Annotated in this window: 23 protein-coding genes and 1 tRNA gene; 10 read left to right on the forward strand and 14 right to left on the reverse strand. The window is 55.5% G+C overall.

Annotation, left to right across the window (positions count from 1 at the left end; translation table 11 throughout):
- The first annotated feature begins 329 nt into the window (after nt 1-329).
- The 8 genes from DFS28_RS08995 (at nt 330) to DFS28_RS09030 (ending at nt 7,531) form a co-directional block, all read left to right on the forward strand.
- Entirely contained in the window at nt 330-1,103 is a 774-nt protein-coding gene (locus DFS28_RS08995; protein ID WP_007897462.1) for an ABC transporter ATP-binding protein, read from the forward strand.
- Nucleotides 1,104-1,116: 13 nt separating this feature from the next.
- Complete coding sequence (locus tag DFS28_RS09000; protein ID WP_111449438.1) at nt 1,117-1,863, forward strand: ABC transporter substrate-binding protein; 747 nt, start codon at nt 1,117-1,119, stop codon at nt 1,861-1,863.
- Nucleotides 1,864-1,940: 77 nt separating this feature from the next.
- Entirely contained in the window at nt 1,941-2,636 is a 696-nt protein-coding gene (locus tag DFS28_RS09005; protein ID WP_111449439.1) for an ABC transporter permease, read from the forward strand.
- Nucleotides 2,633-3,322, forward strand: a complete 690-nt coding sequence (locus DFS28_RS09010; RefSeq protein WP_111449440.1) for an ABC transporter permease — start codon at nt 2,633-2,635, stop codon at nt 3,320-3,322. Before DFS28_RS09005 ends, DFS28_RS09010 begins: the two co-directional genes overlap by 4 nt.
- Nucleotides 3,303-4,532, forward strand: coding sequence for a methyltransferase (locus tag DFS28_RS09015; RefSeq protein WP_111449441.1), 1,230 nt, complete (start codon nt 3,303-3,305; stop codon nt 4,530-4,532). The genes DFS28_RS09010 and DFS28_RS09015 overlap by 20 nt, the downstream gene beginning before the upstream one ends.
- 297 nt (nt 4,533-4,829) lie before the next feature.
- A complete protein-coding gene (locus DFS28_RS09020) occupies nt 4,830-6,071 on the forward strand; it encodes a nucleoside deaminase (protein WP_111449442.1) in 1,242 nt (413 codons plus the stop codon).
- Nucleotides 6,072-6,200: 129 nt separating this feature from the next.
- Nucleotides 6,201-6,276: transfer RNA gene (locus tag DFS28_RS09025), tRNA-Thr, on the forward strand.
- Between the two features lie 265 nt (nt 6,277-6,541).
- A complete protein-coding gene (locus tag DFS28_RS09030) occupies nt 6,542-7,531 on the forward strand; it encodes an Abi family protein (RefSeq protein ID WP_111449443.1) in 990 nt (329 codons plus the stop codon).
- Nucleotides 7,532-7,618: 87 nt separating this feature from the next.
- On the opposite strand, the gene DFS28_RS09035 is transcribed toward DFS28_RS09030, so the two are convergent.
- The 8 genes from DFS28_RS09035 to DFS28_RS09070 all read right to left on the reverse strand — a co-directional run bounded on the left by DFS28_RS09035 (nt 7,619) and on the right by DFS28_RS09070 (nt 14,915).
- Complete coding sequence (locus DFS28_RS09035) at nt 7,619-8,461, reverse strand: oxidoreductase (protein WP_111449444.1); 843 nt, start codon at nt 8,459-8,461, stop codon at nt 7,619-7,621.
- 63 nt (nt 8,462-8,524) lie between these two features.
- Nucleotides 8,525-9,235, reverse strand: coding sequence for an SDR family NAD(P)-dependent oxidoreductase (locus tag DFS28_RS09040; protein WP_111449445.1), 711 nt, complete (start codon nt 9,233-9,235; stop codon nt 8,525-8,527).
- A gap of 43 nt (nt 9,236-9,278) precedes the next feature.
- On the reverse strand, nt 9,279-9,935 hold the full coding sequence (locus DFS28_RS09045; RefSeq protein WP_111449446.1) for a DsbA family oxidoreductase: 657 nt from the start codon (nt 9,933-9,935) through the stop codon (nt 9,279-9,281).
- Nucleotides 9,932-10,153: a 4-oxalocrotonate tautomerase family protein gene (locus DFS28_RS09050; protein WP_008149366.1), complete on the reverse strand. Its 222-nt coding sequence runs from the start codon at nt 10,151-10,153 to the stop codon at nt 9,932-9,934. Before DFS28_RS09050 ends, DFS28_RS09045 begins: the two co-directional genes overlap by 4 nt.
- Nucleotides 10,154-10,610: 457 nt before the next feature.
- A complete protein-coding gene (locus DFS28_RS09055; RefSeq protein ID WP_111449447.1) occupies nt 10,611-11,993 on the reverse strand; it encodes a DNA-processing protein DprA in 1,383 nt (460 codons plus the stop codon).
- Nucleotides 11,993-14,074, reverse strand: coding sequence for a RecQ family ATP-dependent DNA helicase (locus DFS28_RS09060; protein WP_256596848.1), 2,082 nt, complete (start codon nt 14,072-14,074; stop codon nt 11,993-11,995). The genes DFS28_RS09055 and DFS28_RS09060 overlap by 1 nt, the downstream gene beginning before the upstream one ends.
- Before the next feature lie 249 nt (nt 14,075-14,323).
- Nucleotides 14,324-14,608, reverse strand: a complete 285-nt coding sequence (locus DFS28_RS09065) for a DNA-binding transcriptional regulator (RefSeq protein ID WP_165934016.1) — start codon at nt 14,606-14,608, stop codon at nt 14,324-14,326.
- The gene (locus DFS28_RS09070; protein ID WP_111449448.1) at nt 14,598-14,915 is read right to left on the reverse strand and encodes a transcriptional regulator; all 318 of its coding nucleotides are present in this window, start codon (nt 14,913-14,915) and stop codon (nt 14,598-14,600) included. The genes DFS28_RS09065 and DFS28_RS09070 overlap by 11 nt, the downstream gene beginning before the upstream one ends.
- Before the next feature lie 602 nt (nt 14,916-15,517).
- Here DFS28_RS09070 and DFS28_RS09075 point away from each other — a divergent pair.
- Nucleotides 15,518-15,811 (forward strand): DUF3077 domain-containing protein, encoded by a 294-nt coding sequence (locus DFS28_RS09075; RefSeq protein WP_111449449.1) that lies wholly within the window; start codon nt 15,518-15,520, stop codon nt 15,809-15,811.
- A 781-nt stretch (nt 15,812-16,592) separates the two neighbouring features.
- Here DFS28_RS09075 and DFS28_RS09080 read toward each other — a convergent pair.
- Nucleotides 16,593-17,876, reverse strand: a complete 1,284-nt coding sequence (locus DFS28_RS09080) for an OprD family porin (protein WP_008149359.1) — start codon at nt 17,874-17,876, stop codon at nt 16,593-16,595.
- A gap of 254 nt (nt 17,877-18,130) precedes the next feature.
- On the reverse strand, nt 18,131-18,802 hold the full coding sequence (locus DFS28_RS09085; RefSeq protein ID WP_111449450.1) for a DsbA family protein: 672 nt from the start codon (nt 18,800-18,802) through the stop codon (nt 18,131-18,133).
- Between the two features lie 96 nt (nt 18,803-18,898).
- Here DFS28_RS09085 and DFS28_RS09090 point away from each other — a divergent pair, with 96 nt between their 5' ends.
- Nucleotides 18,899-19,060, forward strand: coding sequence for a hypothetical protein (locus DFS28_RS09090; RefSeq protein ID WP_218281363.1), 162 nt, complete (start codon nt 18,899-18,901; stop codon nt 19,058-19,060).
- A 212-nt stretch (nt 19,061-19,272) separates the two neighbouring features.
- Here DFS28_RS09090 and DFS28_RS09095 read toward each other — a convergent pair whose 3' ends face one another.
- From DFS28_RS09095 to DFS28_RS09115, 4 genes are all read right to left on the reverse strand, one after another.
- On the reverse strand, nt 19,273-19,485 hold the full coding sequence (locus DFS28_RS09095) for a hypothetical protein (protein ID WP_046052216.1): 213 nt from the start codon (nt 19,483-19,485) through the stop codon (nt 19,273-19,275).
- A 243-nt stretch (nt 19,486-19,728) separates the two neighbouring features.
- Nucleotides 19,729-20,835, reverse strand: coding sequence for an agmatine deiminase (gene aguA / locus DFS28_RS09100; protein WP_111449451.1), 1,107 nt, complete (start codon nt 20,833-20,835; stop codon nt 19,729-19,731).
- Between the two features lie 5 nt (nt 20,836-20,840).
- Complete coding sequence (gene aguB / locus DFS28_RS09105) at nt 20,841-21,719, reverse strand: N-carbamoylputrescine amidase (protein WP_111449452.1); 879 nt, start codon at nt 21,717-21,719, stop codon at nt 20,841-20,843.
- Nucleotides 21,720-22,022: 303 nt separating this feature from the next.
- Nucleotides 22,023-24,935, reverse strand: coding sequence for an aminotransferase (locus DFS28_RS09115; RefSeq protein WP_111449453.1), 2,913 nt, complete (start codon nt 24,933-24,935; stop codon nt 22,023-22,025).
- Nucleotides 24,936-25,029: the final 94 nt, after the last annotated feature.

A 25,029-nucleotide genomic window follows, 5' to 3' on the forward strand; every position in this document is an offset into this window, starting at 1 on the left:
ACCAGAAACACCCCCAAAAATATAGCGACGCACAATAAAAGTGCGGTTCAGGAACGTTTGGCCGGTTAGCGCTTCCAACCCCCCGGCAAAGCTGGCAACATCGCGCCCTTTTTTGGAACAGCCCCAGCCTTTTTATTGACAGGCAGGGTTCAAACGGCTGTTCGGTTGATAGCAGCGCGACAGTCTGCTGTACCGATGCGACAACCTGCCACAGACCACCCGTTTACCGCCCGTAGCGCTGTTGGCTGCCATTCAGACGCTATGCTAGCTTGGCCGCCTCGCCAGGAAGGCCGCCAATAGCAGGAGCGAAATACTTATGAGGAACGCACATGGCTGAGGCCACGCCCGCGCTTGAAATCCGCAACTTGCACAAACGCTACGGACAGCTTGAGGTGCTCAAAGGCATCTCGCTAACCGCCCGCGACGGCGACGTGATCTCGATCCTGGGTTCTTCCGGTTCCGGCAAGTCCACCTTCCTTCGTTGCATCAACCTGTTGGAAAACCCGCATCAGGGACAAATCCTGGTGGCTGGCGAAGAACTCAAGCTCAAAGCCGCCAAGAACGGCGAACTGGTCGCAGCCGATGGCAAGCAGATCAATCGCCTGCGCAGCGAGATCGGTTTTGTATTTCAAAACTTTAATCTCTGGCCGCACATGAGCGTGCTCGACAACATCATCGAAGCGCCGCGCCGCGTACTCGGTCAGAGCAAGGCCGAGGCCATCGAAGTCGCCGAGGCCTTGCTGGCCAAGGTCGGCATCGCTGACAAACGCCACGCCTACCCGGCGCAACTCTCCGGCGGCCAGCAACAACGCGCCGCCATTGCCCGCACGTTGGCGATGCAGCCCAAGGTGATCCTGTTCGACGAACCCACCTCCGCCCTTGACCCGGAAATGGTCCAGGAAGTACTTAATGTCATCCGCGCATTGGCCGAAGAAGGCCGCACCATGCTGCTGGTCACCCATGAAATGGGCTTCGCCCGTCAGGTTTCCAGCGAGGTGGTGTTCCTCCACCAGGGCCTGGTAGAAGAGCAAGGATCGCCACAGCAGGTGTTCGAAAACCCGCTTTCGGCGCGCTGCAAACAATTCATGTCCAGCAACCGCTAACGGAGCTACCCGCATGCAGAACTACAAAAAGATCTTCCTGGCTGCTGCCGTCACCCTGGCCTTCAGCGCCGGTGCCGCCGCCGAGACCTTGAAGATGGGCATCGAAGCGGCCTACCCACCGTTCAACAACAAAGATGCCAGTGGCAATGTCGTCGGCTTCGACAAAGAAATCGGCGACGCCCTGTGCGCCAAGATGAAAGTCGAATGTACCGTGGTTACGTCCGACTGGGACGGTATTATTCCGGCCCTGAACGCCAAGAAGTTCGACTTCCTGATTTCCTCGATGTCGATCACCGACGAGCGCAAGCAAGCGGTGGACTTCACCGACCCGTACTACTCCAACAAGCTGCAATTCATCGCGCCGAAAAACGTCGACTTCAAAACCGACAAGGATTCCCTGCAAGGCAAAGTGATCGGTGCACAACGTGCGACCCTCGCTGGCACCTGGCTGGAAGACAACATGGAAGGCGTTGAAATCAAACTCTACGACACCCAGGAAAACGCCTACCTCGACCTGACCTCCGGTCGTCTGGACGGCATCCTGGCGGACAAGTACGTCAACTACGAGTGGCTGAAAAGCGACGCCGGCCGTGCTTATGAGTTCAAAGGCGACCCGGTGGAAGAAAGCGACAAGATCGGTATCGCTGTACGTAAAGGCGATGAGATTCGTACGAAGCTGAACGCCGCACTGAAAGAAATCGTCGCTGATGGCACCTATAAAAAGATCAACGACAAGTACTTCCCGTTCAGCATCTATTGATTCTGACCTGCCGGGCCGGCGCCGTTATTTGACGGCGCCAGTCCTTGGTATTGCCTGCGTGATTTGAAAAGAAATCCATGACTATCGATCTCTACGGATTCGGCCCGGCGCTCGCCGCTGGCGCGCTGATGACTGTGAAACTGGCACTCTCGGCCTTGTGCCTGGGGCTGGTGCTCGGTCTGCTCGGTGCTTTGGCCAAGACTTCCCCGTACAAGCCGCTGCAATGGCTTGGCGGCACTTATTCAACCCTGGTTCGCGGCATCCCCGAATTGCTCTGGGTGCTGTTGATCTACTTCGGCACAGTCAACCTGATGCGTGCCCTGGGTGAGTTCTTCGGCAACCCCGACCTCGAACTCAATGCCTTCGCCGCTGGCGTAATTGCGCTGGGGCTGTGCTTCGGCGCCTACGCCACGGAAGTATTTCGTGGTGCAATTTTGGCCATCCCCAAAGGTCACCGCGAAGCGGGTGTGGCGTTAGGCCTGTCGAAATTCCGTATCTTCACCAAACTGATCATGCCGCAGATGTGGCGCATCGCCCTACCCGGCCTGGGCAACCTGTTCATGATCCTGATGAAAGACACCGCGCTGGTATCGGTCATCGGCCTGGAAGAAATCATGCGTCACGCGCAAATCGGCGTAACCGTGTCCAAGCAGCCGTTCACCTTCTATATGGTGGCCGCGTTCATGTACCTGGGCCTGACGGTTCTCGCCATGTCCGGCATGTACTTCATGGAAAAACGCGCCGCTCGCGGCTTCGCGAGGAGCACCCAATGAACTGGGAAGTCATCATCAAGTGGCTGCCGAAACTGGCTCAGGGCGCGACACTGACCCTGGAACTGGTGGCCATCGCCGTGATCGCCGGTTTGCTGCTGGCAATTCCGCTGGGCATCGCGCGCTCGTCGCGACTCTGGTACGTGCGGGCAATTCCCTACGGCTACATCTTCTTTTTCCGTGGTACGCCGTTGCTGGTTCAGCTGTTCCTGGTCTACTACGGCCTGGCGCAGTTCGACGCGATCCGTAACAGCTCGATGTGGCCATACCTGCGCGATCCGTTCTGGTGCGCCACGGCGACCATGACCTTGCACACCGCGGCCTACATCGCCGAAATCCTGCGCGGTGCGATCCAGGCGATTCCGCCGGGCGAGATCGAAGCGGCGCGAGCCTTGGGCATGTCCCGGGCCAAGGCGCTGGTCTACATCATCCTGCCCCGTGCCGCGCGAATCGGCCTTCCGGCCTACAGCAACGAAGTCATCCTGATGCTCAAGGCCAGCGCCCTGGCCAGCACCGTGACCTTGCTGGAACTGACCGGCATGGCTCGCACCATCATTGCCCGGACCTACCTGCCGATTGAAATCTTCTTCGCCGCGGGCATGTTCTATCTGTTGATGGCCTACGTGCTGGTTCGCGGCTTCAAGCTGCTGGAGCGCTGGCTGCGCGTCGATGCCTGCCAAGGGCGTTGATTCCCAGGTGCTGACGGGCGAGGCCCTACTCGCCCGCTTCACGGCGCTGGATACTTTTCTGATCGAGCATCAGGCGTTATGGAAGCCTCGTCCGTTCACTCATCTGCGGCTTCCGTGGGAAGCGTCCTACCCCGAGTTGTCTGTATGGCTACGCGGCAGGTCATTGGACGATGCGGAAAATGCTCATAACCAACCCGCTCTTTTGGAGGCGCCGGAGCCATTCGCTTCACTGGCGGCGTTTTCCCTTGAGCTGAGCGCTGTGGGTGAATTGCCGCCTCATGCACTCGAAGCCGCTGACCATCGGCTGAATGTCGATGTGCCGGGGCGCAAGTGGCAGCAGATCGAGGCGTTTGCCAGTCGGCTGGAATTTTCTGAGTCGCCGAAACATTGGCTGGATTGGTGTTCAGGCAAGGGCCACTTGGGGCGACGCCTGTTACAAACCGGTCAGCAGCTCACTTGCCTGGAATATGACCCAGCGCTGGTCGTCAGCGGTCAGGCACTCAGTCAGCGTCATCAATTGCATGCCCTTCACGTCGAGCAAGACGTGCTCGCGCCGGGGGCGGCCTCTTTATTGAAGGCTCACCACACGCCAGTAGCGCTGCACGCCTGCGGTGATCTTCATGTACGGCTGATGCAACTCGCGAGCGCCACCGGTTGCAAGCAGCTGGCCATCGCCCCTTGCTGCTACAACCGGATCAGCGTGAGCGAGTATCAGACGCTTTCCTCTGTGGGTATGCGATCCGACCTACAACTATCGCTCGAAGATCTCTCGCTACCGATGAGCGAAACCGTCACCGCTGGCGCTCGCGTCCGACGTCAGCGTGACACCTCCATGGCCCGGCGCCTGGCCTTCGACCTGCTGCAACGGCAACTGCGCGGCGTTGACGAGTACCTGCCCACCCCTTCCCTCCCCAGTGCCTGGCTGGATAAATCCTTTGCCGATTACTGCCATCATTTGGCCGCGCTCAAGGAGTTATCCACAACCGGACCGCAAGATTGGGCAGCGCTCGAAGCTACCGGTTGGCAACGACTGGCTGAAGTACGCAATCTGGAGCTAGTGCGCGGACTTTTTCGACGCCCGCTGGAGCTGTGGCTGGTACTTGATCGAGCCCTTTTCCTCTCCGAGCAAGGGTATGCGGTTTGCCTCGGCACCTTCTGCGAAAGCACGCTCACCCCGCGTAATTTCCTGATCCTCGCTGAGCGCCCTTAAAACGCCTCAACCTGTGGATAACTCTGTTGATGAAATTATCGTGGATCCAATATATACGGCTGTTTCGGGCTAGAAACACCACTGTTCAATTTTCGTACACCTATAAAAAAAGCGGGAAAACAGGTATTTGCGATCAAATGAGAACGGGTCCACAAATTTGCCTCTAAGCAGGTGCGGTACAGATCCCGTTGTGCATAAGCATTAAGGCAAAACAGCATAACGACCGGCGAAACCTCAACTATCTTTGCCAAACGCCAGATTTTCCTGGCGCTCAAACAGCAAGGAGCTGGGAAAATCATGAGCACATTGAACAGTGCGCAGGAAGCCGTCGATACCGTCGCCAACCAAGCCATTGATGCTGCGCTGCAGCAAACCTTCGCGGTGGGCGGCGCCATCATCAACAATGCAACGGGCGAAGTCATCGCCGCGCTGCACAACAACGTGTTGATGCCTTTCCCCGGCGGTGGCACCACGTACTTTCTACCTCATGACCCGACCGCCCACGGCGAGCGGCAATTGGTGGACTGGTACTACGAAAACGTCGCGCCATTGAACCTGCCACCGCCCAATCAGTTGACCGTCGTCACCACGCTAGACCCGTGTGCCATGTGCGCCGGTTCGCTGCTGACTGCAGGATTTAACGTCGCCGTCAGTGCGATCGATGACTACGCAGGCATCAACTACAACAGCCAGTTCACCTTTCCGTCGCTGCCGCCGCAGATCCGCCAACAGGCGCAGGCCACCTGGGGTTATTACACGATTGCGGCGCCGGTCAGCCGGGCCTATCAGGGCTCGACCAGTCCGGTGTTTGCTGGCCAGACCATCGACTCGGCGGCGTACTTCCTCACCAGCTCGATTTTCTCCGCCAGCGTCAACACCGTACGCGAGGCCAGCAACAACAGCGGTCTGCCACCGGATCAACTGCAAAACCCGGCGAACCTCCCGGCCAACAGCAAAGTGCGCCAGGCACTGACTGCGCTCAGCCCGTTTGCGCTAACCGTGCAATCGACGAACCCGCGTGACCCCGGCGCAGAACTTGCTCCGCCGCTGTTACAAACCGCACAGCACAGCCCGGTATTCAACTCGGTGGCCCTCATCGATCCGTTCGGCAACTTGCTCGTGTGCCTGGGAGGCGTCGAGAATCAGTCGCCGATTCGCACAGCGTTCATGGAAACCACCCGCAGCTATGCGGTCATGCGCTGGACCCTGATGAACGACCCCGACCCCGTCGTGCGCGCCGAGGCCGGCCAATACCTGACCCATCCGAAGTACGGCACCTTCGTCTTCCTCTACGCCCCCGACCCCACCACCCCGCAGGCCGTGATGACCTTCGGCGCGTACGGCTCGACCATGGAAGGCCCCGTGCCGCAAAGCTATCCGTCCAACCTGCAATACGTGCTGCTGCCGGGTAATACCACCCCGCAAGCCTTGTCGACACTGGCCCAGAACCTGCCGCCGTTCTACACACAAAGCGTGCAAGTGGCGCCCGCGCAGGTGCTGAGTCAGGACCTGATCAACGCGGTTAAAAACGGCGTGTAAGGGGCTAAAGCAATCGCATTGGCCGGCCCCGCAGAAGCGTCCGCGGGGCGGGCCTGACGCCTGCGCAAAAATAGTCTGAATTCAGGGGTTTACAGAACCAACCCAATCGCTATAATCGTCGCCCAACACGCCGGTATAGCTCAGTTGGTAGAGCAACTGACTTGTAATCAGTAGGTCCCGGGTTCGACTCCTGGTGCCGGCACCATACAAAACGAAGCCCTCGTAGAAATACGAGGGCTTTGTTGTTTCTGGGGTGTGGAAATCAACTCCCTGGACGTCGCCAGATTGCCGCGACAAGACCATTGTCCTCGACAGTGCCTGTACGCCCACCCGTTACAATTTCACGTCAGTGCAACGTTGACGGGCTCTCACGTCTACCTATAATGCACCCCAACACACCCGCCAAGCCTAGGTTGACTCAGTCAGCAAGCTCAAATCGTGCGGGTTTTTTTTGCCTGGAGAAAAGCTACATGAGGCCCTTTGACAAACCGGCTCTCAGCGTAGAACAGCAATTGGAACTGCTAAAGCAACGAGGCCTACAAGTCGCCAACGACGACAGGGCCATGCGCTTCCTCGAAGTGGTCACGCTGTTTCGTCTGAGCCCCTATATGCGTCCCTTTCAGGAACAAGGGCCGGATCACACCTTCAAGTCGGATAGCACCCTGAAAGCGGTAGTCGACATTTATCGGTTCGATGGCTCTTTGCGGCGCATAACCATGGATGCCATTGAGCGGGTCGAAGTCGCCATACGAGCAACCATCAGTAACCACATGTGCCCCAAATATGGACCCGATTGGATTGCTGATGCTTCCGTATTCTCCTCGTCCTACTCGCATTGCGAGCTACTACGTCCCCTTCGCGAGCAGTTGAGCAAAGAACGAAAAAAATTCGGACGTGAGATTGATCGCATCAAAAGAGGTCGACAGGAAGATGGGCTTCAGCAACAGAGGATCGAAAACCGTATGCGCGATAACTATTTTCGGTACTACGGCGCGACCTATGCCCTTCCTGAACTACCGCCCGCATGGGCGATTCTTGAAGAACTCAGCCTCGGAACGGTATCCACCCTCTTTAATGCCATCGGCAGAAGTGCCGACAAGAAAGCTATTGCGGCCAGATTCCGCTTGCCATTCGATGTATTGGCTTCTTGGCTCCACACCCTGACCTTCATACGAAACTGCTGCGCACACCACTCGCGACTATGGAACAGAGAACTCTCAATTCGACCTTCGCTTCCGAAAGAGTGGAATATCCCAAACGCAGCAGCCGACAGACCTCAGCCGAAGCAACGGCTTTATATTGTATTGACAATACTCGCGTATCTAACCGACTTGATAAGTCCAGACAGCCTTTGGAAGCCTCGTCTCGAAGAAATCATGGACCATCTGGAATCAACGAATTTGAGCCTTATGGGCTTTCCAAGTGATTGGAAACGTCAACCGCAATGGCTCCTCGAATAAAAATACGGCACGACAACAAAGCCCTCGTAGAAATACGAGGGCTTTGTTTTTCCCGGGGTTTGAGTTTCTATGCGACCAGAGTTTCGATCAGTCGAATTCCGTCGATTCCGAAAGGTGCTCCCAAGCGTCGATTTCCGCCTGAAGATGCGCAATCTTTTCGCGCACCAGCCTCACTGCATCCTTACCCAGTAACAAATGAACCGGCGGCTTTTGCGCAGCCACCAGAGTCAACAATGCCTGCGCCGCTTTGTGCGGATCGCCGGCCTGCTTGCCACTTTTTTCTTCACGCGCCTTGCGGACCGGATCGAACACCGCATCGTACTCACTCAATGTGCGACCTGAACGGATCATCGAGCGGCCTGCCCATTCGGTTCGAAACGAGCCCGGCGCCATGGCGGTCACGTGGATGCCCAGACTTTCCACTTCTTTGGCCAGCGCTTCACTCAAGCCTTCGAGGGCGAATTTGCTGCCGCTGTAGTAGGCGATGCCTGGCAACGTGATGAAGCCGGCCATGGAGGTGATGTTGACGATATGCCCGCTGCGCCGCTCACGCATACCGGGCAGAACTGCCTTGATCATTGCCACCGCGCCAAACACATTAACGTCGAACTGGCGCTGCATCTCGGTCAGAGGTGACTCTTCGAGGATGCCCTCATGACCATAACCGGCGTTGTTCACCAACACGTCGATCTGGCCCACCTCGCGCAGAATATCGGCCACCAGCGGCTCAATCGCCGGGAAATCGGTGACGTCGAGCACGAACGCTTTGGCACGATGGGCGTCCAGCGCTTCGAACGCAGCCCGCTCGGATTCGCGCCGCACCGTCCCCACCACCGTGTGGCCCGCCGCCAGCGCTGCTTGTGAAAAAGCCAGGCCGAAGCCTGAACTGACCCCGGTGATCAGGAAAACCTTGTGAACGTGGGCATTCATGGTGTGCTCTCCAATGAAAACGCCGTCGACATTTGATCGACGGCGCTGGGGACAGATCAGGTCTTAGTGACCCGCGCTCTGCCCACCATCCACATGCAGGATCTCGCCAGTGACAAAGTTGGCGCTGTCCAGATACACAACAGCCTGCGCAATATCACTGATCTCGCCCATATGCCCAACCGGGTGCAGATTGCCCAGCGCTTCATGAGTTTCCTCGCCATGCATCGGCGTCTTGATGATGCCTGGGGACACCGCATTCACCCGAATCCCGCGCTTGGCGTATTCAATGGCCAAGGATTTGGTCGCCGCGTTCAAGCCACCTTTAGTCAGCGAAGCCAGTACCGACGGCACACCGTCAATCGCGTGGTCTGTCAGGCTGGTGGTGATGTTGACGACGTGGCCTTTGCCTTGTTTTTCCATCTCGTTGATCGCGAGTTGAGTGATGTAGAAGAAGCCGTTCAGGTTCACCGACAGCACGTTGGCGTAGTCTTCAGCGGTGTACGCGGTGAACGGCTTGGCAACGAAGATCCCGGCGTTGTTGACCAGGGTGTCGATGCGGCCGAAACGTGCGATGGCTTCACGGATGACTTGCTGGGCGACTTCCGGGTTGCCGATGTCGCCCGCCACGGTGAGGATGTCCGGGTCGGTGGACGGTTTGATCGAACGCGAAGTGGCGACAACTTTGTAATCCAGATCACGGAAAGCTTTGACCATGCCTGCGCCGAGACCTTGGGAGGCGCCAGTAATTACGATGACTTTTTTCGAATTGCTCATGATGAACCTCAACTAATAAATGATGGTTTGAAAAAGTAAGTAATCAGGCTTCGGCGGGGGCCTTCGCCATTTGTCTCAACATTTGTTCGTAGTACTCGACTGACTGCGAACCGGACACCAGGTGACGACCGTTCAACACCATGGCCGGAACCGAATTGATGCCGCGCTGGCGGTAAAACTCTTCAAGCTCACGCACTTCTTTGGCGAACGCGCCGGACGCCAACACCTCTTGAGCAGCCGCCGCATCCAGTCCCGCTTCAGCAGCCAGACCCACCAGCGTCTCGCGATCGCTCGGGTTCCGGCCGTCGGTGAAGTAAGCGCGCAGCAGGATCTTCTTCAGTGCGACCTGCCGCCCTTCCTGCAACGCCCACATCAACAACCGGTGAGCATCAAAGGTGTTGTAGAAGTGCGTGCGCTTCTCCAGATCGAACTTGAAGCCGATGGCCGCGCCGCGTTCGATCTGCATCGCTTTGCCGGCGGCGACGTCTTCGGCGGTTCGTCCATATTTGCGCATCAAATGCTCAACCGCTTTTTCGCCGACTACCGGCATGTCCGGGTTCAACTCGAAGGGCTTGTAGGTCAGCTCCACCGAGACTTCCCCGGCCACATTCTCGATCGCCTGCTCCAGCGCCGTTGCGCCCAAGGCGCACCACGGGCACACCACGTCGGAGACGAAATCGATGGAGACGGTCGCGGTCATGACTTCCCCTCCGCCTCAGCCAGCTGCTTGCGGTACTGGGTGGTGGTGATGCCGGCGTAGCCCCAGTTATCGGTGTCGACTTCTTCGATCACGATGTGGGTCAGGTGCGGATCCTTGTTGAGGACGCGTTGCAGGGTTTCAGTGATTTCGGCGATCACCTGAGCTTTCTGCTCAGAGGTAACGCCATCGCGGGTGATGCGTACGCTTACGAAAGGCATGAGGAATCTCCAAGTGACCTTCCCTTCGGAATGAATGGGTCGGCGTTGGAGTTCAATGTATGGGGTTGGCTGGAGGGGATAAAGGTGGGGGCGGGAACATCATTAGTTACGTGGCGTAATGAGTAGGGACAGGAGAGAACCCTCACAAACTCTCTAAGCCAACGACTGCTCTGTACAGCTCAGGCCGTACGTACTCTTATTCAACGCCATGTCTCTTATCACTTTTTTGTGGGAGACGATGACATTTCACGTAGATTTGCTGTTGCACGAATATAATTTAAATTTTAAAAATAAAAAACAATATAAACACACTAATTAAATAGCACTTAATAGACCGACTTACGTCAAATATAAACATTAGCACTACATATTAAAATATGAACAACGCTCAAGTTAGTATATCGAAAACGCCACTCATCCTTGAGCTAAACTGGCAATTAATACTTTTAAAAATTAATTAAAATAGCGGTTTTGGTTTCAGGATATAAGTAGCCACCTTTTTTTGCTTAACAACAACCCCCTCGTCAATCAAATAATGCAGCCAAGTTCTAGCCTGAGTTACGGAAACTCCTAATACCGAAGCAATTTCAACATCTTTCATTGGGGATTTCAAAACTTCAAAAATCAATTCTCTAACTACTGAAAACAATATATCAGAAGGATCTTCCGCAGTGTTTTTCACATCAACTTTCAGAGCAACACTCTTAAAATCTTCATTACCAAACCCAACACTTCTATTTTTATTATGCTCATCTATACGAGATACTCCTCCACTTTCAGCTTCTTGGATTCCTTGCTGAAAATTTTCTGGCAAGTTCTGTTCTGCGGCCACCTCCCCTGCATCCACCATCTTACCTAGGAGATCTAATTCTGAAATCCCATTACGAAGTTGAGTGAATGAAGCGTCAAAGACATCCAAAAACTCTTCTTTGTTTTTAGGATTTGGCCACGGGATCGCACCTCTACGCTGCAGGGCTTCCACCCCATCAGAATACGTCCCTGAAGATCTTACGAATACAGGCACATAATTTAGTTTGTCCAATTGCTCTATTGCGCCAGCCCAAGTTCCGCCTTTATTAAGATCACTATTTACTACTAAAGAGGCATCAGAAAGCGCATAAATTAGTTTATTACGCTGCATTGCATGACCAACACTAAATCCAGCAGAAGGATCATAAGCTGAAACCAACACCAAATTCCCACTTATTAAAAAATCTCGATTAGACCTTTTTAAAGCTGCACTTTCTAAATGCTCTGCTAAAACCTCACAAACAACACCACCAAGATCTAGACAACCTTGCATCGCAGCCCGATCTACCCCTTTAGCACCACCAGATATAACCATTCGGTTAGACTGCGCAGCAAGCTTCCCCACTGATGCTGCATAGTCGATTAAATCTTGTTCAACTTTCCGAGAGCCGACCACTGCAACTCCGCCCATATCTAAAAGCTTTACATCTCCACACCCGTACAATATTGGAGGAGCATCTGACTTCATTTTCAACTTAAGTCTACGTGGGTACTGAGGGTCTGCTCGACTTAAAACCCATATACCTAAACTTTGCCATCTATCTATTACTTGGCTAAGCAAAAAAGCACGATTTAGTAATTTCTCAATACGTCCTTCTTCAATAAAAAGATTGCCGCATGCGCGTATCAATTCTGATGAGTCACTGTAAAGTAAATCCGACGGCTGCCTTTTAATTCCATGTAAATAATGCGCCAGCTTTTTATACTCTCGAGGCGCAAGCACTTTTGTAACCGCTGCCTCTTTCCCTACTAAAAGAGGCGCGGTAAGCAACAAAACTGCTTTGGTGTTGATTGATACTTCTGTATTCATTACTCTTGCCCGGTAATTGAAAGCGCAAGTGGATAAACCCCATCGCAATCGCTATTGCGCAACAACCATGCAGCGACTGTAATAGTCCAGCGCGAATTCACAATATCATCAATTAATAACACTGGACCTTGTGGGATTTCATCCATTTCTATTTCTAAAGAACCGTCCACATTTAGCGCCTGCTTTGTAGAGTTAGCCATACTTTTTTGCTCATGTGTATGCGTAACTTTCACTAATGAATCTAGATATGGAAGCCCAATTTTTTTAGCTAGACGCTTTGCAAAGCCTGGGACCAAATCTGGATGTCGCAGAGAAGGTATTGCCGTAACCCATGTTGGCCTAGGCTCTGGCGACCAACTATGAAACATATTTGCACAAGCTTCAACCAACCTATCACTGAAGTGTTGGCCTACATAGCGCCCATTCTTAACTTCTGCCCCCCATCCAGCATCCCCCCAATAACAGAGCGCCTGCCCTGGAAAAGCTTGTAGATGAGGAGGAATTTTGCCCCTCAGTCCATAAGTAGGCAGCCCGCCAGGCGGCCACATCTTTCTTGATTCTATTGGTAAATTTGTTTGGGATAAAAACTCAACTGCCTCTTTCAATGTAGCCTCAGAAAATTCACTATCTAAAGGCTTTAGCGAAGGAGGCGCGATGAGTGATAGGTCTCCATCTAAAGCGCGAACAAGAAAGCCCATATGCTCACCAAAAGGTAGCTGAACGTACTTCTTCATCTGTTCCAACTCTTCGCGTCGAAGGGTCGTAAGCCTGTTCGCACGGTGCCTAAACTCGCCTGAAAGCTCATTCGCAGTAAGCTGCCACCCTCCCGCAACTTTTATGACCGGCGCTGGAATCTCTAAAGCAAGTGACTCAATAGTCTTCGCAATCCTGCCCTTACCAAGATTTACCTCCCTCATCAGGTCCGGAATAGACAGAGGTTCTTCCGAGGCTTCTAGCGCACTCAGAACCTGTGTGACTTCTTCCTCTGTTGGAAATGCACTGTTTATGAACCATTCGGATATCTGTGATTCTTCTTTCCCACTAAGCAAGACTCCATATGCATAAGGGATAGATCTGCCTGCACGTCCTACCTGTTGATAATAAGCAACTACTGACCCAGGCATCTGATAATGAATAACGAATGCCAAATCTGGCTTATCGTACCCCATTCCCAACGACGTTGTTGCCACAAGCGCTTTTACATCATTATTTAGTAGAGCATCTTCAAGAAGCTCCCGACGATCACCCGTCTGACCGGTATACGACTCCACAACAAATTCTTTTTTCCTTAACCACTTTGCGACCTGGTTAGCATCTCTAACAGTTAAAGTATATATAATACCGCTACCAGGAAGCACTTTAAGTTTATCTGCAAGCCACGCCAGTCTCTCAGCTTGATTTGGCAAAGTTATTGTTTGCAATGTAAGGGAGGAACGATTCAAGTCCCCCTTGAAAACTGTTATATCAGGTCCAAGAACCGCTGCAAGATCAGCCGACACACGATCATTAGCTGTCGCTGTCGTTGCAAGAATCCTCATATTAGGGGTAAGTTGCTTTATTGTGCGCTCTAACAAACGATATTGAGGTCTAAAATCATGCCCCCAGTCGGAAATACAGTGCGCTTCATCAACCACAAGTAACGAAATATTTGCTGCGATACGCGGAAGTACTTCTGCACGAAATCGTTGATTAGAAAGACGTTCAGGTGAAACTATCAATATATCAACATCATTTGCCTTTATCTTTTTTTCGATTTCAGACCACTCGTCTTCATTGTCTGAATTGATAGTTTCGGCACGAACACCCATTTGCTCAGCAGCGGAAACCTGGTTACGCATTAGAGATAGAAGAGGGGATACTAATAATGCTGGACCTTCACCACTTTCGCGAAGTAATTTGGTGGCGATAAAATATACAAAACTTTTCCCCCAGCCGGTTTTTTGAACAACTAATAGCCGGCCCCGTCCTTCCACAACATGTTGAATGGCCGCCTCTTGATTCTCACGAAACGCAGCATTTACATTACCCGACCCAATCCTTAGCAGTTCAATAGCTCTTTCTGCGTTATAGTTCAATTCCATTTCTCCCCAGTCCCTAACACGGATCAAGATAATCCGTTAGATTTATAATTTACAATAATTCATTCTATTGCGAGATGCTTCTCGTATACCACAGAATATCTCCGTTCGCTCAATGTAAACAGACCCACCCGCAGTCGTTAGCTTCCCCATTCCTAAAAACTGAAGAAAATCATAAACCAAATCAGAAAAAGAAGAGATTCCTTCTTTATACAAGCATCTCATGCAACAAAGACTGCCTATTTCCTTATTTTAAATTGCTTGCAGGTCACGCAACGCCTCCGGATGCTGACTCGCAACACGCAACAACGTTTGCGCCGCTCCCGTCGGTTGCCGACGCCCTTGTTCCCAATCCTGCAACGTTCGCAAACTTACTCCAATCAGCTTGGCAAACGCACTTTGAGAAACGCCCACCTTAGCTCGCGCTTCGGCAGCCGCTGACAGCGGCACCTCTGTCACGCGAGCCGCTTTGCCGACTTTCATTTGCCGCACAGAATCCAGCAAGTCCTGCTGGAATTGCTCCAGTTCATTGACCATCGCTGATTTCCTCCTTCAGTTGCTTGAGAAAGGCTGTGGGTAAATTGTCGAATTTCGCCTTGGTGTAGGCGATCAACAACCAGATAGAGCCTTCTGAAAGCGTGTTGTAGTAAATGACACGTGTACCACCTCGTTTACCCATCCCGCTACGGGACCAACGAACCTTGCGCAGACCGCCGCTACCAGGAACCACATCGCCGGCCAACGGGTTAGCCGCCAGCCAGGTAATGAATTCATGACGTTCGCCATCGTCCCAGATGGATTCAGCATAACGCTTGAAAATTTCGGTTTCGATAATCGTGAACATGGGCCCGACTATACGGCTTTGCCGTATAGATGGGCAATGCACGTTTGTCTGGCCGAAGCTGATGATTGGGTACTCCGCGCAACCACCTCATGATGGAATGACCCTTAATTCGGGCGCAGAGCCCATTCCAGAGCCTTCAGCACTCGATCATCGGAATTATTGAAAATTATGGCTGGGCAATAATTATTGCCCAGCCATAATTTTCAATAAAACGTTCCCCCACGCCACCACCTAGCCACGATTGCGCATCCTCCGCCCGCAAGCTACCTTCAGACCGTCGCTGCCAATTCAGCGACCGGGCCTGAGAACCCAAGTAAGATACAGGCGCACAAGCGCCCATAATCACGATTGCTGGCGTTTTTTTTGTGCCAACATTTCCGTGTAATGGCGGCTGTGCGTGGGAGACCTTCGGGTCTGCCGGGTTCCTGTATCTCCGGTTTCTCAGCCCGCGCATAGCTGCCACCCATTCGCCTGAGAACGAACGTGGTAGCTCTAACTTTGATTCAGGAGTTTTTGCTAATGCCCGCTATCGATCCGTCCAAAACTCGCGTTCCCGCTTCACTGGTTACCACCCACCACCGCCCAAAAACCGGAGGTGCCCAATGACCAACCCCCAAGACCTGAAAACCATCGGCTTCACCCCTTTCTCCTTCCACGGCAACCAACCGCTGTTCCGCATCAACGGCGGTGTCCCGATCATCCAGGCCCTCTCCCACGCCTCCGACCTGCTCCACATCGCCAAACTTCTCGCCTCTGACGCCGCCATGGTTCGTGACACCGACCGGCATGCCTGGGCGTCGCATTTTTTGCAGGAGATGAGCAAGGCGATCATCGATGACGTAGCGAAGGTGCTCGATGCACCGGGTAACAACCGAGCCAGTAACGTCGCGCCCTAAACAAATCGCAAACAAGAAAAGCCCGAATCAATCGTAATGCTGTTCACTTAAGCGCGGCGTCCACATTTGTGGCGAGGGGATTTATCGGAATGCCGCACCACCCCGTTGGGCTGCGAAGCGGCCCCAGCGTCTTTTCAGACAGACTAAGTTGCCTGGATTACGACTGCTTCGCAGCCGATACGGGGATAAACCCCCTCGCCACAGGTTTTAGCTCGACTGAAGAATGTCTTAAGTGCACAGCATTACGAATCAATCGGGGCTTTTTGCGTAAGTCGGGCCATCGACCCACTGGCTGATTCGGGTGATATCGATCACTCACGCTATTGAATGGGGCACCGTCGAACTGACCCCAACGCATAAAAACGATTTTACTTGCTCAAAAACGATCATAAATCTGGCTTTTTGCACAAAACCGTTTCGAATCCGGACATTCCCACTGAGCCCCTCACGCAATGAAAACCCGCAACGCCGCCCCCTTTCATCCAAAAAAAAGCCCCGAACCAGTCGGTAATGCTGTTCACTTAAGCGCGGCGTCCACATTTGTGGCGAGGGGATTTAGCGAAACGTCGCACCGCCCCGTTGGGCTGCGAAGCGGCCCCAGCGTCTTTTCAGACAGACTAAGTTGCCTGGATTACGGCTGCTTCGCAGCCGATACGGGGATAAATCCCCTCGCCACAGGTTTTAGCTCGACTGAAGAATGTATTAAGTGAACAGCATTACGAACCAGTCGGGGCTTCTCCTTTCTCAGCCTTACATCAGGCCTCGATAGCGCAACCGATCATCAGAAAATGTTGATCGGGTAATCCACGAACACACGCACTTCATTACCGCTGGAGTTGTACTCACTCGATTTCTGCGACACACGCAGGATCGAGCTGCGCAGTTTCACGCTCAGGTCTTTGGCCGGGCCGCTTTGCACGACGTATTTGAACTGGTTGAAAATTTCCCTTTCGGTGCCGCCTTCGCTGGTGGAGGTGGTGATGTTGTCGCCGCGCACGTAGGCGAAGTTGTAGCTCAGGCCTGGAACACCGAAGGTGCTGAAGTCCAGGCCGTAGCCCAGCTGCCAGCTGCGTTCGTCTTCGGCGTTGAAGTCGGACCAGTAGGAGTTCGCCAGGTAGATGGTGTTGCCGCCGTCGCCGACGCGACCTTGGTCCTTCTGATAGCCGCCGTAGGCATAGCCCAGGTTGCTGTCGCCGGTGCTGCGCTGGTGGGCGAGCGTGAACGAGTGCGCGCCGGTGGCGAAGGTGGCGGCCAGGCTCCAGATTTTGTTGTCGTCGCCGGTCGCACCGCTTTCGCGAACGTAGGAATCGTCCAGCTTGGTGCGGTAGCCGTTGAAGTCCAGGGTCAGGGACTGATCCTTGTCGATCGGGAACACGTAGTTGGCGTTCACGTATTGCTTCTTCAACACGTCTTCGACGTCGGAGGCGTACAGCGCAGCCTTGAACTGTTCGGTGAACTGGTAACTGCCGCCCAACACGTTGATCGACTTCAGGCCACCGCTGTCATGGCCTTCAGCACTTTTGCGCGATTCGGCGGTGAAGCGACCGGCGTTCAGCTCCAGGCCTTTGATCTCCTTGGAGGTGATCAGCGTGCCGGTGTAGCTTTCCGGCAGCAGACGCCCGTTGTCATAGCTCAACACCGGCAGCACTGGCATCTGGTCGCCGTAGGTCAGGACAGTGCTGGATACGCGGAATTTTACCGCGCCACCGGCTTTGGCCAGGTCGCCGGCCGGGTTACCGCTGTCGCCTTCCTTGAAGAAGTCGATGCCTTGGCCACCACTGTGGCTACCACGGTCCAGACGCAAGGCGTACAGACCGAAGGCATCAACGCCTACGCCGACGGTACCTTGGGTGAAGCCCGAGGTGTAGGTGCCGATGGCAGCCTGACCCCATTCACGCTGGTCATCGTTGCCGTCTTTTTTGTCGCGATTGATGTAGGCATTGCGCAGCAGCACTTTGAGGCTGCTGTCTTCAACAAAACCCTTGGATTCGGCCTGGTCGTTAGCCATGACCTGTGTAGCACTCAACATCCCCAGAGCGATCAGGCTGATTCGCTTGTTCAACATTTTGTTCTTTTCCTTATGATCGGTTGATACGCACTGTGTCGAACGGCTGAAACGGCGCTATCGCGCTCTTTTTTCACCCCAAACAAAAAGGCCCGCGCACGAAGAAATCGTGGCGGGCCTTTTTGTTATTTTTATGAGTCGTGGCGGTTGGCCACAGGCGTGGGGCGAATCCTAGCCGCGCCCTTAACGATGTGTCAATTTCATGAATCGTCTGTGAATAGGCGAAAAACGTCTAAGAAAACACTTGTCGCGCGTCAATGGGCGCAGCCGTCGAGGCCACAGGCTTGAAGCGCCGATGATGACCCTTGTGCGGGCAGCGACTGACTCAGCCATGCCGCGAACGCTTGCGGCTTGCCGAGCCACGGGCCGATATCGATCAGGGTAAATTGGCCGTTGCGTTCCAGGGCAAAGGTCGGGAAACCCTGGCCGCCGACTTCGGCCAGCAACGCTCGACTGTCCTTGATGTGGCGATCGGTTTCAGCTTCCTTGAAAGCAGCCTGGAACGCTTGAGTTTCCAGTCCGATGCCTTTCGCGAGTTCGAACAACACCGCTTCATCGGCAATGCGTCGACCTTCCTCGTAGTGAGCACTCTGCAAACGCCCCAGCAACTCCAGTCCTCGGCCGGCGATCTGCTCGGCTGCCAGCACGGCGGCAATCGGCGGTGCGGAATCGAACACCGCTGTCTCATCGCGCAGCAATCCTTCGAAATACGCCTCGCCGAACGGCTGGCCGGTGTACTCGGCAATGCGACGGTCGTGGGGCATCACGTAGTTGCGCAGTTTTGGCGAAACGGTCTGGCGGTTGGCGCCGGTCATCATGCCGCCGCCATGGGCGATCACGGGCAACACAGCCTGAGCGGCTTGCACCAGCGGTTTTGCGCCATAGCACCAGCCGCATAACGGGTCGTAAATGTAGTGAAGGATCATGGGAAGACTCCGGCAAAAGCGTAGGAAAACGAGATGCCGGCAGATTAGTCCTCCGCCCGTTTCTGAAAAACGCTGGAATGGCTTTCAGTCTGTTTCATGAATCGGTCGAATGAACCCGCCGAGTCGTTGCAGCAGGATTTACGCGCGGCGCTGAACAACATCAGCGACAAGACCTATTACTCGTCGGCCACCAGTGCAGCGCAGATTCAGCCGGGCGAACCGCGTAGCCTGGTCGTGACCGGGACTTACAGGCTCTAAAAACACTGCCCCCCCCCACGACTTGATCGTTCCCACGCTCTGGTGTGGGAATGCCTCACCGGACGCTCTGCGTCCGCTCTTGGGACGCGGAGCGTCCCGGGCTGCATTCCCACGCGGAGCGTGGGAACGGTCATCAACGGACAAAAAACCTTCGCGCATAAAAAAGCGCCGCCATCCCGGCAGCGCTTTTACCAATCCTTTGTTTTTTCTTCTTATCCTTCCATCACATCCCACAACGCTTCCAGCTCCGCTTCGCTGAATAAACCAGCGGGGTAGCGTTCGATCATCGTCCGGCGCGGATCAGGTTCTCTGATCTGACGCGTTCCATTGGACTTCAACCAGTGCGCCAGGACCTGGAGCGATTCGCTGTTTACTGCCAGGGGATGCAACGCCCGCTCGCTCACCACATTCATTTCGGCGTTCATTTCCGCGCTCTCTCCTGGATTGTGAGCGGCTAACTTATCCAAGGTTTATGACAGAACATCGCAGTTCTCCCCCTCCCTGTTACACCCTGAGCGATACAAGAGCTGTGCCAAAGTTTCGCAACTGTCGACAAGCGGATACAAAAAAGCCCGCAGTCCTTTAGGGCTGCGGGCTTTGTGCTAAACCGTGAGTGAAAACGGTTGCCGAATCGATTCTGCAATCAACTCAAGCTGTTACAACTGCACTCACTCTTTGTGCGGTGCTGGCTGTTGTTGGGTAAGGCAGTGGATGTTACCGCCTCCCAGTAACAGTTCGCGGCCGGGCACCATCACCACTTCGTGCTGCGGGAACAGTGCCTGCAACATCTCTTTTGCCGGGCCATCCAACGGGTCGTCGAAGCTTGGCGCGATGATGCCGCCGTTCACGATCAGAAAGTTCACGTAGGAACCGGCCAGACGCACGGTCGGATTACGTTCCTGAGTCCCGTCCACCGGATCAACCCCCGCGCACTCTTCTTCGGTCGCATACAGCGGCCCCGGAATCGGCATCTTGTGCACCGTGAATGGGCGACCCTTGGCGTCGGTGCTGCTTTCCAGCACGTTCATTGCTGCCTGGCAGCGCGGGTAGTTCGGGTCCTGCGGGTCATCGGTCCAGGCCAGCAACACTTCGCCCGGACGCACGTAGCAGCAGAAGTTATCCACATGGCCGTCGGTTTCGTCGTTGAACAAACCGTCCGGCAGCCAGATGATTTTATCCACAGCCAGATTCGCGCTGAGCACCGCTTCGATCTCTGCACGGTTCATGTGCGGATTGCGATTGCGGTTGAGCAGGCATTCTTCGGTGGTGATCAGTGTGCCTTCGCCATCGACGTGGATCGAACCGCCTTCAAGTACAAAGCCCTCGGTGCGGTAGCGCTGGCTGCGCTCGATCTCGAGGATTTTACCGCCGACCTGGGAATCGCGATTCCACGGCGAGTACAGCCCCCCGTCGAAACCGCCCCACGCGTTGAAGTCCCAATTCACACCACGGACTTCGCCGCCGTTATTGATGACAAACGTCGGCCCCGTGTCGCGAACCCAGGCGTCGTCGCTGGACATTTCCACCACACGAATATTCGGCACGTCCAGACGGGCGCGGGCGTTTTCGTATTGGCCGGCGGAAACCGCCACGGTCACCGGTTCGAAACGCGCAATGGCTTTGGCCACCGCGACGTGCGCGGCTTGCGCCGGTTTGCCACCCAGACGCCAGTTGTCCGGGCGCTCGGGCCAGATCATCCAGGTCTGGGTTTGCGGCGCCCATTCGGCGGGCATGTAAAAGCCGTCGGCGCGAGGCGTGCTGTGCAAAGTGGTCATGACAATCAGGACTCCAGGGAACCGTCGAGGGTTTTCAGTGTGCCATACAGGTTCGGGCGACGATCACGGAAAGAGCCCCAGGCGCTGCGGATGTGTTCCAGTTCGTCCAGATCGAAGCTCTGAACCAGTACGCCTTCTTCGGTTTCGTTGAGCTCTTGAACCTTCTCGCCGAACTGGTTGGCGATGAACGACGAGCCGTAGAACGTAATGTCGTAGCCGTCCTGCTCTTCGTTGCCGATGCGATTGCTGGCGATCAGCGGCATCAGGTTGGCGCCGGCATGGCCTTGTTGCACGCGCTGCCAGTGATCGCGGGACGAAATGCTCTTGTCGTGTGGCTCGCTGCCGATCGCGGTCGGGTAGAACAGAATTTCCGCGCCGAGCAACGCCATGCTGCGGGCGCATTCCGGGAACCACTGGTCCCAGCAGATGCCCACGCCGATTTTCGCGTAACGGGTGTTCCAGACTTTGAAGCCGGTGTCGCCCGGATTGAAGTAGTACTTTTCATGGTAGCCAGGGCCGTCCGGGATATGGCTTTTACGATAAATCCCGAGGTTGCTGCCGTCGGCATCGATGATCGCGATGCTGTTGAAACGCGCGCGGCCCGCCAGTTCGTAGAAGCTGATCGGCAGAACCACTTGCAGCTCTTTGGCGATTTTCTGGAAGTGCTTGATGGCGACGTTGTCTTCAACGGTCGTGGCCAGCTGCAGGTAATCCGGGTTCGGCTTCTGGCAAAAGTACGGAGCCTCGAACAGTTCCTGGATCAGGATGATCTGCGCGCCTTGCGCCGCGGCCTCACGGACCAGCCGCTCAGCGGTCTCGATGTTGGCTTCAAGGTCCCAGGAACAGGCCATCTGGGTGGCGGCGACGGTAACGATACGGCTCATGAATCATCTCCGGGGCAATTGCTTGAGGGTCGAGCGTGGCATCGACCAATGACAGAAATGGGAAGCACCGGGCGTGGTGAGGCCACACCGGGGCAGCGGTGACTTTATAGCCGATAAAAATCGGCTTTAGAAGTCACAAGCAAACCTTTTGTCATATTTTTTTGCTAAAAAGCCGATATCTATCGAATTAACACCGTACCAATGTGGGAGTGAGCCTGCTCGCGATTGCAGTCGAACATTCAACTTGGATGTCGACTGATCCTGCCCAATCGCGAGCAGGCTCACTCCCACAGGGATGTGTGTTTACAGGCCCTCTGCGAGAACCTTCGACAGCATGTCCACAAAGAAATCCACGCTCTGACGCGAGGTCACCATCGGCGGTTTGATCTTGAGGACGTTCAGGTAATCACCCGTCGGCTGCATGAAGATCCCCAGCTCGCGCAATCGATCACACAGCGCCGTGGTTTCTTCGGTTGCCGGTTCCAGGGTTTCGCGATTGCGGATCAACTCGACGCCCAGATAGAAGCCGGAACCATGCACCGCGCCCACCAGCGGATGAATATCGATCAGCGCTTCAAGCCGTTCCTTGAAATACCCGCCCACGACCTGAGCGTTTTCCCAGAGCCTTTCTTCCTCCATCACATCCAGCACGGCCATGCCGATCTGGCAACTGACCGGGCTGCCGCCGGCCGACGAGAAGAAGTAACCCTCAGCCTCCAGCGCTTCGGCGATTTCCCGACGGGTGATCACCGCGCCCAACGGCTGGCCATTGCCCATGCCTTTGGCCATGGTGATGATGTCCGGCACCACGCCTTGCTCTTCAAACCCCCAGAAAAAATTGCCCATGCGGCCGTAACCGACCTGCACTTCATCGGCGATACAAACGCCGCCCTGAGCACGAACCAGCGCATAAACCTGTTGCAAATACCCCGGCGGCAGCGAGATACCGCCGGCATTGCCGTACACCGGTTCGCAGATGAAACCGGCCAGCTGACGCTTCTGCTCGGCAATTTTCGCCAGGTTGTGTTCGACGCTGCGCACGTAGTCCGGGGCGCTATCCGGGCCACGGAATTCGCCGCGATAGGTGTTCGGCGCGGTGACCGGATGCACCCAGTCTGGACGGCTGCTCAAAGCCTTCGGGTTGTCGGCGATCGAGGTCGAGACCGCGTCCGCGCCCACTGTCCAGCCGTGATAGGCCTCGAGCACGCTGAGCATGTCGCGACCACCGCTGTAGGCCCATGCCAGGCGGATTGCCAAGTCATTGGCCTCGCTGCCACTGTTGACCAGGAACACCCGGTCCATGGAGTCCGGCGACAGTTTCAGCAAACGTTCGGAGAATTCGGCAACCGCCGCGTAGTTGAATCGCGAGTTGGTATTGAGCAGCGACCACTGACGACTGGCGACAGCAGCCATGCGCGGATGACCGTGGCCAAGCACCGCGACGTTGTTGAGCATGTCGAGGTAGGAACGGCCTTGCATGTCGATCAAGTGATTGCGCCAGCCGCGTTCGATACGCGGCGGGTCGACGTAATAGTGCTTCTGGGTACGGGCGAAACTGGCGTCACGGCGCGCCAGCAACGTCTGCGAATCGAGTTCCTCTTCGGCGTCACAGGCCAGTCCCAGCAGCACCGCCGGTGATGGGCACAACGCTTGCCAAGCCGCAGCGCGAGACGGCGTGCAAAACAACGGCGCCGTGAACAAAGCGCCGCGACACAACTGCACGATCAACGGCCCGCTGACCGAACCCAGCACCTGGCCTTTGACCAGCGCTGCGCCCGTGTGCAGCGACGGCGTCACGCCCCACAGGCGCACGCTCAGTTGCGGGCCGTCCAGTTGCAGCACACCCGCCGCCGGCTGATGCACCACACCGGCAAACGGTGATTCGACCGCTGTGCCGTGGGGCACTCGCAATTCGACGTGCAATGGGCAGGTGTCGGGTTCGCTGGCGCTGTCCGGGCGGGTGCGAGACAAGCGATATTGCCCATAACGACTGGCCGCCAAACCGTGAGCCGCGGCAGCTTCGGTCAGCAGCCGCTGATCGATCCCCTCCTGTTCCCAATTGCCGGCCTCGAAATGCGGACTGAGCACGCCCAAATCGATCAACGCAAACTCACGCCCCACCAGGCTCGGCAGCAGCGGCGCAAAGCCTTCGCTGCCGATGCCCGGCAGTTTCTGGCCGACGGCGGTCAGGATCGCGGCTTCCATCAACGCCAACGGCACCGATGTGGCGACGCGGAAAATCTCCCACTCGTGGGTGAGGTTGTCGCGACTGTATTCGTTGCCCGGATCGATGCTGACCTGCTGTTCGCCGCTGAGCACCAACACCGCCGCACGGGCGACGATCAGCGGCCAGAGCGCCAATAGCTCTTCATGCGTGAGCGGATTGACCGCGTGATAGGCCCGAACCGCCGGCAAAATGTAGAACGGATCGCCATCAGCGTGGTGCAGCAGCGCCGCGCAGGTTACCGACAGATCAGTGATGCGCCAGGTACGAACCAGGTCGCCGAAATCGATCACCCCCTGCAATTGCCACTGACGTTGCGAATCTCGCTGCCACACCACGTTGTCGTCAGTGATGTCCATGTGAATGGCCTGCACCGGCAGCTTATCCACAAGCGGCTGCAAATGACGCTCGGCCTGTTCAGCCGCATCAGCGATCAGCCGGCGTTGCTGGTCGTCAGTGATGACCGGCAGCAAATGCGCGATCAACGCGTTGGCGTGGCGGGCGTCCCATTGAAGAGTGCGCTCGAGGCCCGGATGGTCGAAACCGGCCAGCGCCAGGTCCATTTCACCGCAGAGTCGACCAAAACCGGCCACCACTGAACCGGGCAGATGATCCAGATGTGTGAGCGACTGGCCTTCGATGTAATCGAGCAGGCGCACATGCACCGGTTGGCCGCCGACTTCCAGCGAGAGAAGGTCTGCACCGTTTTTGGCGGCAATCACTCGCGGCACATGCACATCGGGGTGTTCACCCAAATGCTTGAGTCCGGCGTGCTGGGCGTGCAGCTCCTGCGCCGAGTAATCACCACGGCAGATTTTCAGGACAAAACGCCCCTGGTCGCTGTCGACCCGATAGTTAAGATCCTGCTGGCTGCCGAGGGCCTGCAACCTTCCACTCAGGCCGTAATGTCCCTTCAGCAGCTCAAGCGCTTGCTCCGCAGACACTTTCGGGCTGGGCAAACTGGCGCGATGAATCAACGTGGCGAGTGGCATACAACGACCCCTGAAATTTTATTAGGCGCTTATATCGCCACTGCTTTGGGTGATACGCAACCCCTTCGCCTGCCAGCCTCCCTCCTGAGGCTCG

This window comes from Pseudomonas sp. 478 (assembly GCF_003254125.1).
In the GTDB taxonomy this organism is placed as follows: Bacteria; Pseudomonadota; Gammaproteobacteria; order Pseudomonadales; family Pseudomonadaceae; genus Aquipseudomonas.

Bases quoted from the DNA above. Each gene is read 5' to 3' on its own strand.
- DFS28_RS09000 (WP_111449438.1), top strand. From the start codon at position 1,117: ATGCAGAACTACAAAAAGATCTTCCTGGCTGCTGCCGTCACCCTGGCC.
- DFS28_RS09090 (WP_218281363.1), top strand. From the start codon at position 18,899: ATGAATCGGTCGAATGAACCCGCCGAGTCGTTGCAGCAGGATTTACGC.
- DFS28_RS09005 (WP_111449439.1), top strand. From the start codon at position 1,941: ATGACTATCGATCTCTACGGATTCGGCCCGGCGCTCGCCGCTGGCGCG.
- DFS28_RS09065 (WP_165934016.1), bottom strand. From the start codon at position 14,608: ATGGTCAATGAACTGGAGCAATTCCAGCAGGACTTGCTGGATTCTGTG.
- aguA (WP_111449451.1), bottom strand. From the start codon at position 20,835: ATGACCACTTTGCACAGCACGCCTCGCGCCGACGGCTTTTACATGCCC.
- DFS28_RS09035 (WP_111449444.1), bottom strand. From the start codon at position 8,461: ATGAATGCCCACGTTCACAAGGTTTTCCTGATCACCGGGGTCAGTTCA.
- DFS28_RS09115 (WP_111449453.1), bottom strand. From the start codon at position 24,935: ATGCCACTCGCCACGTTGATTCATCGCGCCAGTTTGCCCAGCCCGAAA.
- DFS28_RS09045 (WP_111449446.1), bottom strand. From the start codon at position 9,935: ATGACCGCGACCGTCTCCATCGATTTCGTCTCCGACGTGGTGTGCCCG.
- DFS28_RS09050 (WP_008149366.1), bottom strand. From the start codon at position 10,153: ATGCCTTTCGTAAGCGTACGCATCACCCGCGATGGCGTTACCTCTGAG.
- DFS28_RS09015 (WP_111449441.1), top strand. From the start codon at position 3,303: ATGCCTGCCAAGGGCGTTGATTCCCAGGTGCTGACGGGCGAGGCCCTA.
- DFS28_RS09055 (WP_111449447.1), bottom strand. From the start codon at position 11,993: ATGAATACAGAAGTATCAATCAACACCAAAGCAGTTTTGTTGCTTACC.
- DFS28_RS09085 (WP_111449450.1), bottom strand. From the start codon at position 18,802: ATGATCCTTCACTACATTTACGACCCGTTATGCGGCTGGTGCTATGGC.
- DFS28_RS09080 (WP_008149359.1), bottom strand. From the start codon at position 17,876: ATGTTGAACAAGCGAATCAGCCTGATCGCTCTGGGGATGTTGAGTGCT.
- DFS28_RS09095 (WP_046052216.1), bottom strand. From the start codon at position 19,485: ATGAACGCCGAAATGAATGTGGTGAGCGAGCGGGCGTTGCATCCCCTG.
- DFS28_RS09010 (WP_111449440.1), top strand. From the start codon at position 2,633: ATGAACTGGGAAGTCATCATCAAGTGGCTGCCGAAACTGGCTCAGGGC.
- aguB (WP_111449452.1), bottom strand. From the start codon at position 21,719: ATGAGCCGTATCGTTACCGTCGCCGCCACCCAGATGGCCTGTTCCTGG.
- DFS28_RS09040 (WP_111449445.1), bottom strand. From the start codon at position 9,235: ATGAGCAATTCGAAAAAAGTCATCGTAATTACTGGCGCCTCCCAAGGT.
- DFS28_RS09020 (WP_111449442.1), top strand. From the start codon at position 4,830: ATGAGCACATTGAACAGTGCGCAGGAAGCCGTCGATACCGTCGCCAAC.
- DFS28_RS09075 (WP_111449449.1), top strand. From the start codon at position 15,518: ATGACCAACCCCCAAGACCTGAAAACCATCGGCTTCACCCCTTTCTCC.
- DFS28_RS08995 (WP_007897462.1), top strand. From the start codon at position 330: ATGGCTGAGGCCACGCCCGCGCTTGAAATCCGCAACTTGCACAAACGC.
- DFS28_RS09070 (WP_111449448.1), bottom strand. From the start codon at position 14,915: ATGTTCACGATTATCGAAACCGAAATTTTCAAGCGTTATGCTGAATCC.
- DFS28_RS09030 (WP_111449443.1), top strand. From the start codon at position 6,542: ATGAGGCCCTTTGACAAACCGGCTCTCAGCGTAGAACAGCAATTGGAA.
- DFS28_RS09060 (WP_256596848.1), bottom strand. From the start codon at position 14,074: ATGGAATTGAACTATAACGCAGAAAGAGCTATTGAACTGCTAAGGATT.